At 52.7% G+C, this 18416-nt stretch carries 11 protein-coding genes and 1 pseudogene; 5 read left to right on the top strand and 7 right to left on the bottom strand.

From position 1 onward, the window contains the following. Positions 1-34: 34 nt before the first annotated feature. Positions 35-2116: a molybdopterin oxidoreductase family protein gene (locus QKW35_RS07355; RefSeq protein WP_282351926.1), complete on the bottom strand. Its 2082-nt coding sequence runs from the start codon at positions 2114-2116 to the stop codon at positions 35-37. Positions 2117-2397: 281 nt separating this feature from the next. Further along, on the bottom strand, positions 2398-3666 hold the full coding sequence (gene lysA, locus QKW35_RS07350) for a diaminopimelate decarboxylase (protein WP_282351924.1): 1269 nt from the start codon (positions 3664-3666) through the stop codon (positions 2398-2400). 194 nt (positions 3667-3860) lie between these two features. Between lysA and QKW35_RS07345 the strand changes: the two genes are divergently transcribed. Together QKW35_RS07345 and QKW35_RS07340 are read left to right on the top strand one after the other, a co-directional pair. Further along, positions 3861-4280: an Lrp/AsnC family transcriptional regulator gene (locus tag QKW35_RS07345; protein ID WP_282351922.1), complete on the top strand. Its 420-nt coding sequence runs from the start codon at positions 3861-3863 to the stop codon at positions 4278-4280. Between the two features lie 235 nt (positions 4281-4515). Continuing rightward, positions 4516-6405, top strand: coding sequence for a bifunctional diguanylate cyclase/phosphodiesterase (locus QKW35_RS07340; protein WP_282351920.1), 1890 nt, complete (start codon positions 4516-4518; stop codon positions 6403-6405). Positions 6406-6572: 167 nt separating this feature from the next. Here QKW35_RS07340 and QKW35_RS07335 read toward each other — a convergent pair. Further along, positions 6573-7538: pseudogene (locus QKW35_RS07335) on the bottom strand (IS5 family transposase). Positions 7539-7784: 246 nt separating this feature from the next. On the opposite strand from QKW35_RS07335, the gene QKW35_RS07330 reads away from it, so the two are divergent. Next, complete coding sequence (locus QKW35_RS07330; protein WP_282351919.1) at positions 7785-9803, top strand: type I restriction-modification system subunit M; 2019 nt, start codon at positions 7785-7787, stop codon at positions 9801-9803. Positions 9804-10222: 419 nt separating this feature from the next. Continuing rightward, positions 10223-11221: a restriction endonuclease subunit S domain-containing protein gene (locus QKW35_RS07325; protein WP_282351916.1), complete on the top strand. Its 999-nt coding sequence runs from the start codon at positions 10223-10225 to the stop codon at positions 11219-11221. Between the two features lie 201 nt (positions 11222-11422). On the opposite strand, the gene gyrB is transcribed toward QKW35_RS07325, so the two are convergent. The 4 genes from gyrB to dnaA are packed head-to-tail and all read right to left on the bottom strand — an operon-like array spanning position 11423 to position 17795. Then, positions 11423-13843: a DNA topoisomerase (ATP-hydrolyzing) subunit B gene (gene gyrB / locus QKW35_RS07320; RefSeq protein ID WP_282351913.1), complete on the bottom strand. Its 2421-nt coding sequence runs from the start codon at positions 13841-13843 to the stop codon at positions 11423-11425. Between the two features lie 18 nt (positions 13844-13861). Further along, positions 13862-14950, bottom strand: a complete 1089-nt coding sequence (gene recF / locus QKW35_RS07315; protein WP_282351911.1) for a DNA replication/repair protein RecF — start codon at positions 14948-14950, stop codon at positions 13862-13864. 57 nt (positions 14951-15007) lie between these two features. After that, positions 15008-16111 (bottom strand): DNA polymerase III subunit beta, encoded by a 1104-nt coding sequence (gene dnaN, locus QKW35_RS07310; protein WP_282351910.1) that lies wholly within the window; start codon positions 16109-16111, stop codon positions 15008-15010. Positions 16112-16142: 31 nt separating this feature from the next. After that, positions 16143-17795, bottom strand: a complete 1653-nt coding sequence (gene dnaA / locus QKW35_RS07305) for a chromosomal replication initiator protein DnaA (protein ID WP_282351909.1) — start codon at positions 17793-17795, stop codon at positions 16143-16145. Positions 17796-18272: 477 nt separating this feature from the next. On the opposite strand from dnaA, the gene rpmH reads away from it, so the two are divergent. Further along, positions 18273-18407 carry a 50S ribosomal protein L34 gene (gene rpmH / locus QKW35_RS07300; protein ID WP_282351908.1) on the top strand — a complete coding sequence of 45 codons (135 nt, stop codon included), beginning with the start codon at positions 18273-18275 and terminating at the stop codon, positions 18405-18407. The last annotated feature ends 9 nt before the right edge of the window (positions 18408-18416 follow it).

Raw genomic sequence — 18416 nt, 5'->3', positions numbered from 1 at the left:
CACTGTGGCCAGCACAGTGCGTTTTCCTTCGGTCCTACTTTTCTTCCTTCTTGATCCACACCTTGGTGTCGTGGAAAACCGCACCACCGTTTGGCAACGCCGGTTCCGCACTGATCAGCGCGTTGATCCCGACACCGTCCAGGAAGGCCGCATTTGGCCAGATCCCTTCAACAATCAGCACGCCGCGACTGACACCTTCAAACGGCTTTGCCCAGACCCGTACCTGACCCAATGAGTTACCCAGCGTAACCAGATCACCTTCGGCTATGCTGTACTCTGAACAATCCTCCGGATGGATAAACAGGGTAGGACGCTGCTCCTTCTTCAACGAGCTAGCGGTTTCGGTGAAGCTGCTGTTGAGGAAGGTACGAGCGGGTGCAGTTACCAACCGGAAGGGGTGGTCTGCATCAACCTGATCGATCAGCTCCGCATGGTCGGGCAGCACCGGTAGGCGACCTTTACGATCCCCCAACGCCTTCCAGTCAGCATAGAAATGGAAACGACCATCGGCATGCCCGAAGCCATTCAGGAAGTGAGCGTCCTCGAAGCTTTCTGCCAGATCGACACCTTGAGCGGCATGCACTTCATCCGCACTCGGCAGGTCACCCTGAGCCAGTGCGTGATCCACCATCTGCAACGCATCCATCTCGAACAACTCATCGTCAATGCCCAGGCGTTGTACCAATCCCTGCACGACTTCATGATTGCTACGGCACTCGGCATGCGGATTGATAATCCGTTTACTCACCTGCAGGGACGTATGCCCACTGGCGCTGTAAAGGTCGTCATGTTCGAGAAAGGTCGTCGCGGGCAAAAGGATATCCGCCATTGCCGCGGTCTCAGTCATGATCTGCTCATGGACCACGATAAAGAGATCCTCCCGCGCGAAGCCCCGGTGCACTTTATTCAGGTCAGGTGCAACCACCATCGGGTTGGTGCTCTGGATAAATAAGGCTTTGACCTGAGGACCGTCGCCCAGGTCTTTTGGATCGCCGGTCAGCACCGGACCGATACGGGACATATCCAGTTCACGTGCAACCGAATCTGCCATCGCGGTGCCATGGAAGAACTTGCGATCCACACGTTTATAGATATCGCCGTGGCCATACAACGCGCCACCACCAAGATGCTGCCACGCGCCGGTCATCGCTGGCAGGCAGGTCACCGCATGCATGTTGGAAGCGCCATTGCGCGAACGACTCATGCCGTAGCCGACACGGATAAAGCTCTTGGCACTGGCGCCATACAAGCGTGCAAATTCGACGATCTCTTCAGCCTCAACTCCAGTGATCGCTGCTGCCCATTCCGGCGTCTTCGATTTCAGATGCGTGCGCACACCGTCGTCAAAGTCGGTGTATTTTTCCAGATAGGGCAGATCGACATTGCCATCCTCGAGTAGCTGATGCATCACCGCACACGCGAGTGCTCCGTCCGTGCCGGGACGCAACTTCAGATGAAGATCGGCTTTCGCTGCCGTTGGCGTACGGTAGGGATCAACCACCACCAGTTTGGCACCATTCCGCGTCGCTTTGGCAACATGGGTCATCACATTGATCTGAGTGTGTACCGGGTTACCGCCCCAGATCACAACCAGATCGCTCTCGGCAACCTCCTGGGTATCCACGCCTTTTTTGCTGCCGATACCTGCCTGCCAGCCCGCATTCGAAATGCCAACACAGATCGTCTCTTTCTGACGCGAGTATCCCATCGCATAGCGTAAGCGGTGTGCCGCATATTGCTGACACCACCCCATGGTACCGGCGTAGAAATAGGGCCAGATCGCTTCCGGCCCGTCCTCCTGAGCAATCACCTGGAACCGTTGCGCTATCGTATCCAGCGCTTCATCCCAACTGATCGGCTCAAATGCGTCGATGCCTACTCCCTTGGCCCCCACACGTTTCATCGGCGTGCGCAGGCGATCCGGGTTATGAACACGCTCGGCGTAACGCGCAACCTTCGCGCAGATCACACCGTCGGTATAGCTGTTTTGCTTACTCCCATGAATCCGTCCGATGGTGTTTTCATCCTTCTTTTCCACCTCAAGGGCACAGGTGGAAGGGCAATCATGGGGGCAAACAGCATAATGACGCTGCACAGCGTTCTTTTCCGTATTCATCTATTTCTCAATCAGACGGTCCTTAGCTGGACCGGATGCTCTCAGGGAACAACATGTATGTAAGTGGCATAAACGATCACATCCGCGTAGATGCCAAAGGCATTTACTTTACACCATCCTGCCGGTCGCGCCCTCCAAAGAATCTGAACATGAATATTCCACACGCCGCACAGCAGCCCGTCGCTAAATAGCGATCAAAATCACCACAAGCACAGTTAAGGTTTCACGTGAAACATTGCGTTCAACCGATGAAGAAACCTATAAAAACCGATCACATCAACCTAGATGTTTTCCTCAAAATAAAGCAATAGATCTTGGGTAACCGCGCGGCGAACGACAGACACCTCATCACCATCCACCAGCAATTCGGCAGGGATGGTTCGACTGTTGTAACTGTTACTCATCACTGCACAGTAGGCACCGGCACTAAGAAACGCCACCAGCTCCCCCTGTGCCAGAGAGGTCGTTAACGGCTCTCCGCGAGAAAAGGTATCGGTACTCTCACACACCGGTCCAACCACATCATATAACCTCTCGCCAGAGGCCTCTGCTCTCTGTTCCACCGGCACCAGTTGATGCCGAGCCTGATAAAGAGCAGGGCGCATCAGGTCGTTCATACCCGCATCCAAAATCACGAACGGCAGGGGATCTGCTTCCTTCACATACACAATACGACTGACCAACACACCGATATTAGCGCCAAGAAAGCGCCCGGGTTCAACGCTTATTGTACCGTTGAAAGAGGACGTGACCTCAGCGATGGTCTTCGCAACATGATCCAGTGCAAGTGCCTGACCGTCGCCGTAATCCACACCAAAGCCGCCGCCCAGGTCGAGATGGTTCATCGAATACCCGTCTCCAACGAGTTGCTGCGCCAGACCCACTAAACGGCTAGCAGCCAACCGATAGGGTTCGATCTCACAGATCTGCGACCCAATGTGCATCGCTAGCCCGTCGATAGAGAGGTATGGATCTTCAGCGTACTGGGCCACTAACTGGACGGCATGATCAGATTCAATACCAAATTTATTGCCTTTAGTTCCGGTGGTGATATGGGCGTGCGTATTGGCTGCCACATCTGGATTTACTCGCAAAGTTACCTTAGCGCAGATACGCATCTCAGCAGCAATACCCGCGAGCGCCGCAAGCTCTTCAGCGGACTCTACATTGATCCGTCCGACCCCCTGCAGCAGTGCATACCGCAGCTCGGCTTGTGTTTTACCTACACCGGAAAATACCATTCTGTCTCCTGGCACACCGGCACGCACGACACGCTTCAGCTCACCGGCGGATACCAGATCGACACCCAAGCCCTGAGCTGCAATCAGGGAGAGCAGGGTGAGGTTACTGTTGGCTTTCACCGCATAATGGACGTCGATACCGTAACGCCCAAAGGCATCACGACAGGTCTGCATGTTGTCGTGCAACATCGCTTTGGAGTAACAATAAAACGGCGTTTCGATCTGTTCGGCGATTTGCCGAACAGACAGCAACTCGATATGTAACTGCTGATCTCGGTAAGCAATATAGGTATTCAGCGGGGTATTCATCACAGTGCTCCTGTTGCTCGATTCAATTGACAGCGTGTGTTGCTTATCTGGAGAATTAGCTTACTGACCGGAGCGCGTTAGTTCTGCTGTCAGAACCACCAAACACGACCGTCATTCCGGCACCTTTTCCGTCGATCTGACACCGTGACGCACGTTTTACCCACTCGCAGGAATAACCGGAAGAGCAATCCGCCATGGACAAGTTTGATCAAAAGATTCTCAATCTGCTGAGTGAAAATGCACGTACCTCGGTTACCGCCATCGGCGATGAGATTGGACTATCACGCACCGCTGTGAACGAGCGTATCCGTAAGTTGGAGGAGCAAGGTACCATTCAGCGTTATACGATCGAGTTGGGCGATGCACAGGCAGAGCAAAAGGTGTGTGCGTACTTCGAGCTGACCTTCCATCCATTCGACGTTGAACGGGTTAGAACCAGCCTGCAGCAGATTCCGGAAATCCGGCAGGCGCATGCCCTGAGTGGCAATACCGACGTCCTGCTGTTTGTTGAGGCGCGTTCCATGGAGCGTCTTACCCAGGTGAGAACCCAGCTGGGCGATTTGAAGGATCTGGAGAAACTGGTCACATCTACAGCGCTACAACGGCTTGTGTAGCACTGATCGGCGTGTGCCCAAACAGCAGAGCGCGTAGCACTCAGATCAACAACCTGTGATTAATACCCCAACCTTTCGTCCGACTATAAAGAACTGTAGCTATTTCCCATGCTAAGATCGGTGACTGCCTGCGCCTGCTGTATCAAGGATTTAGCAGGATAGTAACGTATCTGCCCACCGGCACAGAGACACAACACCGGAGCAGACTTCAACGCCTACGGGAAATTCACGGAACATGGACTATTCAAATTTGGTGGTTCCTCAGGAAGTCGTCGAGAACTGGCAACGGACCGTAGACCTGATCGCCGAGCTTGCCCATATACCTGCCGCTCTGATCATGCGTGTGCACGAATGTCAGATCGAAGTGTTCGCCAGAAGCAGTAATCAAGACAACCCATACAATCCGCAGGAGCGGGCGAATCTGGGTACCGGCCTGTACTGCGAAACAGTGATCAACAGCCAGTCCCCCCTTCTGGTGCCAAACGCCCTTAACGACCCACAGTGGGACCACAACCCCGATCTACCACTGGGTATGATCTCCTACTTTGGCTTGCCACTCAGTTGGCCCAATGGCTCTCCGTTTGGCACCATCTGCATGCTGGATCGGCAAGAGAACAGCTACACCGAACAATCCCGCGAGCTCGTGTGTCGCTTTCAGCGGGCGATTGAAGGTGACCTCCAGATCATCTATCAGAAACACCGCCTGCAGCAGGCAAACGCTCAACTGGAAGCCCGGATCAAAGAACGCACCGTGCAGCTCGAAGCACTCAATGAGGAGCTCAGAAAAGAGATCGTCCGCAAGGACGCAGTAACCAGAACCCTCGAATATGTAACCCAATACGACGCCCTGACCGGATTACCGAATCAACACAGCCTGGCCAGCCAGCTTGATAACCTGCTTAAGGAAGAGGGTGGTAGCAACACTACAGTTGTTAGCCTCGGCCTTAAGAACTTCAAGTCGATCAACCACAGCTACAGCTATTACGTCGGAGACCAGTTGCTGGTTGAGCTGAGCCAACGCCTAACCCGGTTGCTTCCTCCCGACGTGTTGCTTGCCCGGGGCAACGGTGACGAGTTTATTGTGGTGGTCAGGCACCGGAGCGAAGCCTCTGACGCCGTGGAGATCATTTCACGCATTACCCAAACCACCAGCGAAGCATTCAGCGTAACGCCATACACCATCACCTTGGCGCTCAACATGGGTATCGCCACCGCACAAGCCGGTGGCGAGGATGCGATGTCGCTGATCCAGAAAGCGTCGGCGGCGATGGGTGCCGCCAAAGAAACCGGTAATTTATACGCATTTTTTGACCCCAAAACCGAATCCAGTATCAGCGAACGCTCAGCTCTAGAAACCCACCTGATCGACGCACTGGCCAACAACGAGATCAGCGTTCACTACCAGCCGCTCATGTGCCCCAAAATGCACAAGCTTCTGGGTGTCGAAGCCTTGGTACGCTGGAATAACCCGGTGCTGGGTAACGTACGTCCCGACCGTTTTATCAACCTGGCAGAGCAGAACGGTATCATTCACGAGCTGGGGGCGTTTGTAATGCGCAGCGCTATCAAGCAAGCTGCTGAGTGGAACCGGATGCTGGACGAACCGATCCGGGTCGCCATCAACATGTCACCGGTGCAGTTCCGCGACATACACCTGGCCGAGCAGATTAATAGCTACCTGCAACAATACGGTTTAGCACCGGAATTACTGGAGCTGGAAATTACAGAAGGGGTATTGCTACAGGAGTCCTACCAGACCGAACAAACCCTCGAGACCTTGCGCAAGCAGGGGGTTCGTTTCTCTCTGGATGACTTCGGTACCGGCTACTCTTCCCTCAGCTATCTGCAGAAGTACCCGTTTGATACGTTGAAGATAGACCGCAGCTTTATCGCGGATCTGGCAGAGAACAAACAGAGCAGGGAGCTGGCCCGCACCATCATCGCCATCTCCAGGAAGCTCAATCTGCATGTAATCGCGGAAGGGGTGGAAACCGAAGCGCAACACCAGTTCCTGCTCGAGGAAGGGTGTGACTGCGGTCAGGGTTATCTGTATGGACGACCGATGGCCGCAGACACATTTCAAAGTCAATGCCTGAATTTGGACACCACCGAGTCGACTGGTTAAACCCGCCTTTTTGCATCACAAAAAAAGCAGCCCTTAGGGAACCTGCGAATAAGTTCCTTTTATCGAACCAGCAAGCTGCTTTTCGCGAGATCGAGGCTTAGCTGTCTGTTTTTTATCCGTTTTTCAGCGTCTGCGGGCCTATTTTCCGGCCCGCAGACGCACTTATCCTAAGCCCTCAGCATTTGATCTACCCGAACGACATTGGCCAATGTAAAAAGCATCGCCAGTTTATTATCGTTCTTCAACATCCCCCGATAGCGAGCCTTCGTAAAGCCGAACTGGCACTTGATGATGCGAAACGGATGTTCCACCTTGGCGCGAATACTCGCCTTCAAATATTCGAGTTGAATCGGTTTTTTGTTGAGGCGAGGGTGTTTTTTCAGCTCCTTCGTCTTGCTGGGTTGCTCCGCAATGTACCAGTCGACAGCGAAGTCTTTCAGCTCTTCGCGCTTTTCCGCCCCTCGGTAACCCGAATCAGCAAATACATAGGTCTCATCGCCATGCAGCACGTGCTTCGCCTGGTTTAGATCGTGTTCGTTTGCAGCGGTTGTGGTGAAGCTATGCGTCAAACCTGTGCGTGCATCCACACCGATATGGGCTTTCATGCCAAAATACCATTGATTACCTTTCTTGGTATGGTGCATCTCAGGATCACGCGCGTTCGCTTTGTTCTTGGTCGAACTGGGCGCTTCGATAAGCGTGGCATCAATCAGCGTGCCTTCCTTGAGTAAAACACCTGCATCAACCAGCCACTGATTGATCTCTTCAAGCATCTGACGTGCCAAACCATGTCGTTCCAAGAGGTGACGGAAGTTCATAATGGTGGTGTGATCTGGGATCGGTCCCTCCAGTGAGAGGCCAGAGAACAGGCGCATGGATGTGATCTCGTACAACGCATCCTACATGGCAGGATCGCTCATGTTGTACCATTGCTGCATACAGTGGATGCGCAGCATGGTCGCCAACGGATAGGGACGTCGTCCGTTACCCGCTTTGGGGTAATGCGGCTCAATCAACGCTTCCAAGCGCGACCAAGGCATTAGCATTTCCATCCGCCCCAGAAACTTCTCTTTCCGTGTCTGGCGTCGTTTGTTCTGGTATTCGCTGTCGGCGAAGCTGAGCTGATGGTTCATGGCCTGTCCAATCCGTTGGTGTTAAGCCGGTGATTGTCTCATGCTGAGGGACTTATTCGCATGTTCCCTAGAGCGTTATGAACAAGTAAACAACCTGTACAAGAACAGGCCTACACCGAGGAATCATACGGTATGTGAAATACGATCCTGTTTAGTTGATTTCCCCGTGTCATCCTTAACCCAATCAGGTAGCATTGTTCTATTTTGCTGGTAGTACAACTCGCTAGCTCTTAGGATTCCGTTAGCATGAAAAACATGGCCGAAAAGACGTCTACTCCTATCATCACGACCTTGCCCGACGGCAAGATCTGCGACTTCATTGATGGAACCATCCGCAAAGATACACCTGAGGAATACGTCCGACAGAACATCGAACGTCGCTTGGTCAAAGAGCTCGGTTACAAGCCGGAACGAATTGCTGTTGAATTTCCAATCAAGACAGGCTCCTCAACGAAGCGAGTTGACATCGCGATTTTTCCTGAAGGTGCTCCGCATAAACAGGAGCACATCGACATAATCATTGAATGCAAACATGAGAAGACAAAGCCCTCCGACAAGAAGAACGGAGAGGAGCAACTAAAGTCGTACCTATCGTCTTGCCCGAATGCACAGTGGGGAATGTGGACAAACGGTCGCCATAAGTCAGTATTCCGCCGCATTGAAGCCGAAGGCCGCGTGCTATGGGAAGAGCCTAACGATATACCTGCGCACGACGGAAATATAGATGATACTGATCGCCCGACACGCGAGCGGTTAATGCGGTCGACCGATGACAACCTTTTATTTTCATTCCGGACCTGCCATGACCATATCTACATCACTGATGGTTTACCGAAAGATAAAGCATTCTTTGAACTATTGAAGGTCATATTTTGCAAGATTCACGACGAGCGCAACATTCCCAAACCTCTGGAGTTTTACGCGACTACGAAAGAAAAGGCGAGTAACGACGGTCGACTGACTGTTCAAAAGCGTATCGGTAAGATCTTCAACGAGGTTAAAAAACGTTATCCTACTATCTTTGAAGCGAACGATATTATTACGCTTAAACCGCGTTCTTTGGCCTATATTGTTGGTGAATTGCAGCGCTACAGCTTCCTTGATACTCATATCGATGTCAAAGGCAAAGCCTACGAGGAGCTTGTTGGGAGCAACTTACGTGGTGACCGAGGCGAGTTTTTCACTCCTCGAAACGTCCAACGTATGGCTATTCAAATGCTCGATGTAAAGCCCGGCGAGCGCATTCTGGACCCAAGTTGTGGAACCGGAGGCTTTTTGGTGATCGCCATGAATGAAGTCATCGACCGACTAAAAGGCTCATTAGTTGGATTACCTACTGGCGACGCCTACCGTCAGGTACTTAACGAGAAAATTCGTGAAACAGCCGAGAGCTCTTTCTTCGGCTTCGACATCAACCGTGAATTGGTTAAAGCCACCAAGATGAACATGGTGATGAACAACGACGGGGCTGGAAACGTCCTGCAAAACGACAGCCTTTCACACCCTCATCAGTGGGAGCCTGAATTCCGTAACCAACTTGCTAAAGCACTTGATATTGAAGCTACGGAGCTACGTAGTCCAGACAGCATAGGTTACATGGATGTGATAGCTACAAACCCTCCCTTTGGCGGTAAATTGCCGATCTCTGACCGCGAAACCTTAGAGCAGTTTGATCTAGCCCGTGTCTGGAAAAAAACTGAAAGTGGCCACTGGGAGATGACCAAAGATTTCTACAGTTCTCGTCCGCCAGAGATTCTTTTTATCGAGCGTTGCTGGCAATTCCTTAAACCAGGTGGTCGTATGGCAATCGTTTTACCTGATGGAATCCTTGGTAACCCTGACCTAGAGTACGTCCGCTATTGGATTATGGCGCATTGCCGAATCGTAGCTAGTATCGATCTGCACCCAGATACCTTTCAACCCAACAACGGCACACAAACCTCGGTGCTTCTGCTGCAGAAAAAAACCGACGACGAGCTGCGCAAGGAAGAGAAACAGGGTCAACTGGACGATTATGAAATTTTCATGGCACAAACGCTCGCCATTGGTCATGACAAACGCGGCAATATTCTTTACAAGCGTAATGATGAAGGCGAGGAAATTCTTTTGCCGCTTGAAGGTGAAGAAACCGAGTTGTATGAAGTTGGAGCAAAAGGTGACACATCGCGCCGCTTCCTTCGCCCAACAAAACAGGTAGATGACGACACCCCTGTTGTGGCAGAAGAATTTCTAGCGTGGAAACAGTCGGCGGTGCTGGGATGGTAAAGGTTGCAGGCGCAAGTGCCCACTCCAGTAACAAAACACACCTCGCTAGCCGGAGCATTGGGGTCCGTTTAGCCGAAGTAATGAATTCGGGTATGCGATTAGAAGCTTCTGCTTTCGCTCTCCAGGCCCGTCAAGCTATAGCAGAGCTGCAGACCTGCTCTCACTCACTGCAGCCACTCTTAGGTGCGTCAGGAATATGCCAAAAGGCAAGCAATGCCTTCCGGTTCGCCCGTATATACGCTTCCCCAGATAAAGGAATCCCATTTCTTTCAAGCTCAGACATTATTGGCCTCCGCCCTGAGCGTGGAAAACATCTCAGCTTGAAAACCCCACGAATAGATGCACTAAAAATCCAACCATGGGAGGTGCTCGTATCGTGTTCTGGCACCATAGGTAACGTAAGCCTAGCCTCTCCTCGCATGGCAGAGTGGGCGGTTTCGCAACACGTCATTAGGATCACTGCGCCTGATCGAGATACTGCTGGTTATGTCGCCGCTTTTTTACGTTCTAAGTGGGGGCGGTCACAACTGACTGGGATGACATATGGTTCTGTCGTTCAGCATATTGAACCTCATCATCTTGAGAGAGTGTTAATTCCTGAGCTTCCAGCTATCCGCCGTATCGCGATTGGCCGTGCTTTTGTCGACGCAGCCTCGAAACGAGATGAAGCTAATAACAAACTTGATGCCGCCAATGAAAAGATACGTGCAGCGTTAAAACTCCCTCCTCTACCTACCCCAACCGAAGGTCCGTTGTTTGGTACTATTCGGTCCTCCGACTGGGCCGGAAGGTTAGATGCTTCATTCCATAACCAACTGGCACGATGGGTAGAGCAACAGCTCCAAGCGAGCTCTATGCCCATACTCACACTTGCTGATGGAAAATTAACTACCGCTGTAAATGGTGTAACCAAGTTCCGTAAACGCGTGTACGTAAAAAAGGGAGGTATACCTCTTCTTTCTAGCAAGCAACTTTTTCAGATTGATCCAATCGAAATCAAGCGGTTGGCACGCGGTGCCCATGAGAATGATCTCGATGAAATTTGTCTTGCTGAGAACATGGTTGCCATTACTCGTTCCGGCACGATCGGCCGAGTACAGATTGTACCCAAATACATGGATGGTTGGGCAAACAGCGAGCACACCATTCGAGTAGTTGCCGTGGATGCTGAAACGGCGGGATATATCTACGCGTGGCTTGCAAGCGACTATGGACAAACACTTATAAAACGATACAGCTACGGATCTGTCATTGTCGAAATTGACCGTTTTATGGTGGGTGATATTAAGGTCCCGCTCCTCCCTGATGCTGAGCGCAAAGCTATTGCAACATTAGTTCTTGATGCTAATCGCTTACGCGATGAAGCGTGGAACCTAGAGCAAAATGCCCTCAAAATGCTAAATGACGAGATTTCTTGAATCATAGAAGAGCCATCAAACAAAATTGCCCATTTGATGGAATGGAGACAAAAAAGCAGCCATATTCGGCTGCTTTTTTATTTTATGCTCAACCGGGTTTTGAAAACTCTCAGATGTCCCCCATCTCACTCATATGAGACAGGAGATCACGTAAATGAGACGTCAGATCACGCTAGATGAGATCCGACATCGACACCGGACTTATACGTCCAGGTTCGCCACACGCAGTGCGTTGGATTCGATGAAGTTACGACGCGGTTCTACGTCGTCACCCATCAAGGTGGTGAAGAGCTGGTCGGCCGCGATTGCGTCATCGACGGTCACCTGCAGCATGCGACGTGCATCCGGATCCATGGTGGTTTCCCACAGCTGTTCCGGGTTCATCTCACCCAGACCCTTATAGCGCTGGATGGAGTGACCACGACGGGACAGGTCCAGCAGCCAGTTCAGGCCTTCTTCGAAGTCGGTGATCTCTTTCACGCGCTCGCCACGCTTCAGGTAAGCACCTGGTTCCAGCAGGGTACCCAGCGTTTCGCCCATGGTGGTGATCTGGTTGTATTCACGGGACTTGAAGAAGTCACCACCCAACACGTAGTCATGCTCAACACCGTGCTGTGTCATTACCAGCTTCGGTACAAAACGGCTGTGCTCTTTGTCCTCTTCGATACCACAACGGTACTGGATCGCGTTATCGCTAATCTCGGCCAGCTGATCATCCAGCTGATCACACCACTCGGAGACTGCGCCTTGATCGGTCAGCTGATCAGCAGACAATGCAGGCAGCGCCAGCATCGCTTTCATCGCAGCCTGTGGATAAAGTCGACCAAGACGCGCAAGGGTACGCATCACGGCACGGTAATCCTGCACCACAGTTTCCAGCTGAGAGCCACCAATACCCGGCGCATCCTGGTTAACGTGCAGGGTCGTACCATCCAGTGCGCCCTGAAGCAGGTAGTTATCCAGTGCTTCGTCGTCTTTCAGGTACTGTTCCTGCTTACCTTTTTTGATCTTGTACAACGGTGGCTGTGCAATGTAGACGTGGCCACGCTCGATCAGCTCCGGCATCTGACGGAAGAAGAAGGTCAGCAGCAGGGTACGGATGTGGGAACCGTCGACGTCCGCATCGGTCATGATGATGATGCTGTGGTAGCGCAGCTTGTCCGGGTTGTACTCTTCGCGGCCGATACCACAACCCAGTGCGGTGATCAGCGTGCCTACCTCGGCGGAGGTCAGCATTTTGTCGAAGCGTGCTTTCTCGACGTTCAGGATCTTACCTTTCAGCGGCAGGATCGCCTGGGTCTTACGCGCACGACCCTGCTTGGCAGAGCCACCCGCAGAGTCACCCTCCACCAGGTACAGTTCGGAAAGGGCTGGGTCTTTTTCCTGACAGTCGGCCAGCTTACCCGGCAGGCCCGCAATATCCAGCGCCCCTTTACGACGGGTCATTTCACGCGCTTTACGGGCCGCTTCACGGGCACGTGCAGCGTCGATCATCTTGGAGACCACCGCCTTGGCTTCCTGTGGATTTTCCTGCAGGAAGTCCGCCAGGTTTTCACCCATCAACTGCTCAACGGCGGTTTTCACCTCGGAGGACACCAGCTTGTCCTTGGTCTGGGAGGAGAACTTCGGATCCGGCACCTTCACGGAAACAATCGCGGTCAGACCTTCACGGCAGTCATCACCGGTGGTTGCCACCTTGCTGCCTTTGTTCAGGTTTTCAGACTCGATGTAGTTGTTCAGGCAGCGGGTCAGTGCGGTACGGAAACCGGACAGGTGGGTACCACCGTCACGCTGCGGAATGTTGTTGGTAAAGGTGTGGATACTTTCCTGGAAGCTGTCGTTCCACTGCATTGCCACCTCAACACCAACACCGTTTTCGTGCATCGCGGTAAAGTGGAACATGCCGTTTACGGTTGTCTTGGTGCTGTTGAGGAAATCAACAAAGGCACTCAGACCACCTTCGTACTCGAACACGTCTTCGCGGCCGCTGCGCTCATCCTTCAGCACGATGCGCACACCGGAGTTCAGGAAGGAGAGTTCACGCAGACGCTTGGCCAGGATGTCGTACTGGAAGGTGATGTTGCTGAACGTTTCAGCAGACGGGTAGAAACGCACCTGGGTACCGCTCTGGTCGGTTTCACCCACAACGGCCAGTGGTTTTTCAGGTACACCGTGGTGATACACCTGCTCATGCACCTGACCGTTACGACGTACCGTCAGACGCAATTCGGTGGAGAGGGCGTTTACTACCGAGACACCCACGCCGTGCAGACCACCGGATACCTTGTAGGAGTTATCGTCGAACTTACCCCCGGCGTGCAGCACGGTCATGATAACTTCGGCTGCGGATACGCCTTCTTCCGGATGAATATCGGTAGGGATACCACGTCCGTTATCGGCTACGGATACACTGTCGTCCTGGTGGATGACTACGTTGATCTCGCTACAATGACCAGCCAGCGCCTCATCGATGGAGTTATCTACAATCTCAAACACCATGTGATGCAAACCAGTGCCATCATCGGTGTCACCGATATACATGCCAGGGCGCTTTCTTACCGCATCAAGTCCTTTCAGGACCTTAATGCTGGAAGAATCATAATTCTGGTTATCATCGCTCATTCAACTCTCCTAACGCATTTACAGGGGCGTTACGTTTCCGTCTTTAATACTGTAATGCAGCACTTCTGTATCGGGCTGCCACTGGTGGGCCAGCGCGGTTGCGTCGACACAGGTAATAAAACACTGACTGGCCATCTGCTCCACAAACTGACAGAACAGCTGGCAGTGGGTGGCATCGAGTTCCGATGGCAAGTCGTCAATCAGGTAGATACAGGGGCGACCGGTCATCCGGTAGAAAAGAGCACCCTGTGCCAGTTTTAAGGCACTGACAGCCAGTTTTTTCTGTCCACGGGATAAACGCTCCGCGGCAGTATGACCATCAACTTTAACCCGCAGGTCGGCACGTTGTGGTCCGGCGCTGGTAAACCCCTGTCGCAGGTCACGCTCGAAATTGGCGGCCAGCAGTTCATCCAGCGGTTTTTTCAGATCCCAGCCAGGTGAGAAGCCAAGGCTGATTTTCTGACCCGGTAACAGCTTGCTGACGATCTGTTCAAACTCGGGGGTCAGCAGCTGCAGATACTCCTGTCTGAGGCGGGTGATCTGCTCGGCAAAGCCAACAAATTCATGGTCCCACGCAGCGCGCATCTGATGTCCGATCTTACCACATTTCAGCAGTGTATTGCGCTGTTTAAGTACCCGCCTGAAGCCGCGCCAGAGCTGAATAAATGCCTTATCCGCGTGGAATACACCCCAGTCGATATACTGGCGGCGAATCGAGGGGGAACCGTCCAGCAAATCAAACGTGGCGGAGTCGATCACCTGCAGCGGCACCAGCTCCGCCAGGGAGGCCAGATCGATATCACCACCGGCAAACCGCACCCGGGTTTGCCCCTCCAGATTACGTTCTACACCCAATGTTTGCAGCATGCCCTGCGCCAGTGAATCCACCTTCCCCTGAACGGTCGCGGTGCCTTCACCTGCAGTGATCAGGTGGCGTACCTTGCTGGTGCGGAACGAGCGCGCCAACCCCAACAGGTGAATCGCTTCCAGGACACTGGTTTTACCGCTGCCGTTTGGACCGGAAAAGATATTGATACGGGTCGACGGATCGATGCTGACAGACGAAAGATTACGTACAGAACGTATATTCAGGGTAGCTATGGTCATTGGGGAGTCAGGGAGGGGAACCGGCCCGGCAGTATAGCCGAACCGGTTGAAGTGCTATTACATACGCATTGGCATAACAACGTAAACACTACCGTCGTCGTCGAAGCTCTGCACCAGCGCACTGCTGTTTGGATCGGATACGGTGAAACGCACCACATCGGAGCTGATGATGGACAGTACATCCAGCAGGTAGTTAACGTTGAAGCCAATCTCCAGCGCGTCGCCCTGGTAATCCACTGCAACGGTTTCTTCCGCTTCTTCCTGCTCCGGGTTGTTGGCCATTACCTGCAGGTAACCGTCGCTCAGAGAGAGGCGTACGCCGCGGTATTTTTCGTTGGACAGGATTGCGATACGGCTGAACACCTGACGCAGTTCCTGACGATCCCCCAGCATCACCTTATCGCCGTTGCGTGGGATTACACGCTGGTAATCCGGGAACTTACCGTCCACCAGCTTGGAGGTGAAGATGAAGTCGCCCACGTGCGCACGGATGTGCGTTGCACCCACAACCAGGCGCAGGGTTTCATCACCCTGTTGCAGCAGGCGCGCCAGCTCAAGGATACCTTTACGCGGTACGATGATCTGGTGCTGTACGGAGCTGTCGACTTCCACATCGCATACGCAGGTCGCCAGACGGTGACCATCGGTCGATACGGAACGCAGCTGACCGTTGGCGATCTCCAGCAGCATACCGTTCAGGTAGTAACGAACGTCCTGCTGGGCCATGGAGAAGCCGGTTTTGTCGATCAGCTTACGCAATTGATTCTGGGTAATGGAGAGATCCAGGGTTTCCGGACCGTCTTCCACATTCGGGAACTCTGCCGCCGGCAGGGTAGACAGGGAAAAGCGGCTACGACCCGCTTTGATGATCATCTTCTGGCCGGACAGTGCCAGCTCGATGCGAGCTTCATCCGGCAGGGATTTACAGATATCCATCAGCTTACGCGCAGGTACTGTAATCGAGCCTGCCTCAGCAGGCTCATCCAGTGTTACGCGGCCAACCAGCTCGACCTCAAGGTCTGTACCGGTCAGTGACAGCTGATCTCCCTCGGCGACCAACAAAATGTTGGAGAGTACCGGCAGCGTCTGACGACGTTCAACAACACCCGCCACCAACTGCAAAGGTTTGATTAACGCTTCACGCGAAATAACAAATCTCATCGGTTTTCCACCTTAATATCGAACGGTACCACTACGCCGTGAGATGACGCAGTAAATTCTTATAATCTTCTCTGATGTCCGTATCACTTTCCCTCAGCTCCTTGATCTTACGACATCCGTGGAGCACGGTGGTGTGATCTCGTCCACCAAAGGCATCACCAATCTCCGGTAAACTGTGATTGGTGAGCTCTTTCGCCAGGCTCATAGCCACCTGACGCGGACGCGCAACGGAGCGGCTGCGACGTTTTGACAACAGATCTGCAACTTTGATCTTGTAATAGTCAGCCACCACACGCTGAATATTATCAATACTAACCTGTTTATCCTGCAAAGCCAGCAGGTCTTTAAGCGATTCTTTAATAAAAGGAATTGTGATCGCGTTACCCGTGAAATGTGCGTTGGCAATCACACGCTTAAGGGCACCTTCCAACTCACGGACATTGGAACGGATTTTCTGCGCCAGGAAGAAGGCCGCATCGTCCGGAAGGGCGACTTTTGCCTCTACCGCCTTACGCATCAGGATCGCCACTCGGGTTTCCAGCTCCGGCGGTTCGATCGCTACGGTCAGCCCCCAACCAAAGCGGGATTTCAGACGTTCCTCAACACCTTTGATCTCCTTTGGATAGCGGTCACTGGTCAGAATCATCTGCTGACCACCTTCCAACAGGGCATTAAAGGTATGGAAGAACTCCTCCTGAGAGCGTTCCTTACCGGCAAAGAACTGAATATCATCGATCAGCAACGCATCCACCGAACGGTAGTGACGTTTGAAGTCGTTGATTGCATTCAGCTGCAGCGCCTTCACCATGTCCGCCACAAAGCGCTCCGAGTGCAGGTACACGATCTTTGCGTTGGGATTGTACTTACGCATCTCGTTACCCACCGCATGCATAAGGTGGGTTTTACCGAGACCTACACCACCGTATATAAAGAGTGGGTTGTAGGAACTGCCTGGGTTGTCCGCCACCTGACGTGCTGCGGCCAGCGCCAGTTGGTTCGACTTACCTTGTACAAAGGACTCAAAAGTGAAGGAGTTGTTCAGGTTGGACTGATGACGGATACCACCTTCCACCTCGACCATACGCTCGGCAACCGGTGCCTGGGTTACCATACTGTGGGTGCTCAGGGTTGCTTCGTGACCCAGCGGCAGTTCAGGCTGAGGCACCTGGAACAGGGACTCGCTGGCTGCCGGCACGGATGCAGCAGCAGGCATGGACGCCTGGGTCGCAAAGTCGTTACCGTCCATCGAATGCTGACTGAACATGGTCGGCTGAGCCGGCTGAGGTGCCGCAACAACCGCTTCTTCAACGACGGGGGCCGGTGCAGCCACCGGTGCCGGAGCCGATGCGGGTGCCGGCGCGGCGGCAGGCTGAATCGGAGCAGGGCGCGGACGGGCAGGCATCACCGGACGCTGACGCGCCATGCGGCCACCTGCAGCCATACCACCCACATCCAACGTAACGGAGGCGCTGATATCGCCGGTCACGTCACAAACCACCTGACGGATACGCGCCAGGAACTTGTCGCTCACCCAGTCTTTAACAAAGCGGTTAGGCGCAATCAGAACCAGCTGATCGGGAGAGTCAGGCGATGCCTTCAGTGGCCGAATCCAGGTGTTGTATTGCTGAGCCGGAAACTCTTCCTGCAGGCTCTGCAAACAGCGCTCCCATAATTCCGTCGACATATATGAGGTGTCCTCTCCACTTTTTTAACGCAACCGGTTATCAACATCCGGTATCGAAGCAGCAATGTGGCTCGATTTATCCAAGAGGTAGGATTTTATCCTCAAGCCAACAACTTATCCACAAAGCTTTCCAATATTTCTGCAAATTCTTTCATGAAAGCCTGCTTCCTTCCAAGCCACACAGAATCAGCACCTGAAAGAATTTACGAGGAATTAAGCAACAAGCTTTCAACCTGATGCCCCCAACCTTAACAACAGGCTAAAATATTGTAATTATTGGACCTACATTAGTTATCAACAGAAATACAAAAACCCACCAAACTTATCCAAACAGCGTGTTTTTTGCTGATTTTTTATCCAAATAAGTCATTTTACGGTTGAAGGAGCCTTACAGTTTCCGTAGAATCCGCGGTCTAATTTTTTACCGTGCTGATACTCAGGCACCCAAAATTAACGAGTGTTAGTAGGACTACACCGATGAAAAGAACTTTCCAACCTAGCGTACTGAAACGCAAACGTACTCACGGCTTCCGTGCTCGCATGGCTACTAAAAGCGGCCGTCAGCTGATCAACCGTCGCCGTGCTAAAGGCCGTAAGCGTCTGTCCAAGTAATGGCTTCTT

It is taken from the genome of Pontibacterium granulatum (assembly GCF_029961155.1).
Taxonomy (GTDB): domain Bacteria; phylum Pseudomonadota; class Gammaproteobacteria; order Pseudomonadales; family Balneatricaceae; genus Pontibacterium; species Pontibacterium granulatum.
This window is presented reverse-complemented; position numbering and strand designations above follow the sequence as displayed.

Bases quoted from the DNA above. Each gene is read 5' to 3' on its own strand.
- QKW35_RS07355 (WP_282351926.1), bottom strand. From the start codon at position 2,116: ATGAATACGGAAAAGAACGCTGTGCAGCGTCATTATGCTGTTTGCCCC.
- lysA (WP_282351924.1), bottom strand. From the start codon at position 3,666: ATGAATACCCCGCTGAATACCTATATTGCTTACCGAGATCAGCAGTTA.
- QKW35_RS07345 (WP_282351922.1), top strand. From the start codon at position 3,861: ATGGACAAGTTTGATCAAAAGATTCTCAATCTGCTGAGTGAAAATGCA.
- QKW35_RS07340 (WP_282351920.1), top strand. From the start codon at position 4,516: ATGGACTATTCAAATTTGGTGGTTCCTCAGGAAGTCGTCGAGAACTGG.
- QKW35_RS07330 (WP_282351919.1), top strand. From the start codon at position 7,785: ATGAAAAACATGGCCGAAAAGACGTCTACTCCTATCATCACGACCTTG.
- QKW35_RS07325 (WP_282351916.1), top strand. From the start codon at position 10,223: ATGGCAGAGTGGGCGGTTTCGCAACACGTCATTAGGATCACTGCGCCT.
- gyrB (WP_282351913.1), bottom strand. From the start codon at position 13,843: ATGAGCGATGATAACCAGAATTATGATTCTTCCAGCATTAAGGTCCTG.
- recF (WP_282351911.1), bottom strand. From the start codon at position 14,950: ATGACCATAGCTACCCTGAATATACGTTCTGTACGTAATCTTTCGTCT.
- dnaN (WP_282351910.1), bottom strand. From the start codon at position 16,111: ATGAGATTTGTTATTTCGCGTGAAGCGTTAATCAAACCTTTGCAGTTG.
- dnaA (WP_282351909.1), bottom strand. From the start codon at position 17,795: ATGTCGACGGAATTATGGGAGCGCTGTTTGCAGAGCCTGCAGGAAGAG.
- rpmH (WP_282351908.1), top strand. From the start codon at position 18,273: ATGAAAAGAACTTTCCAACCTAGCGTACTGAAACGCAAACGTACTCAC.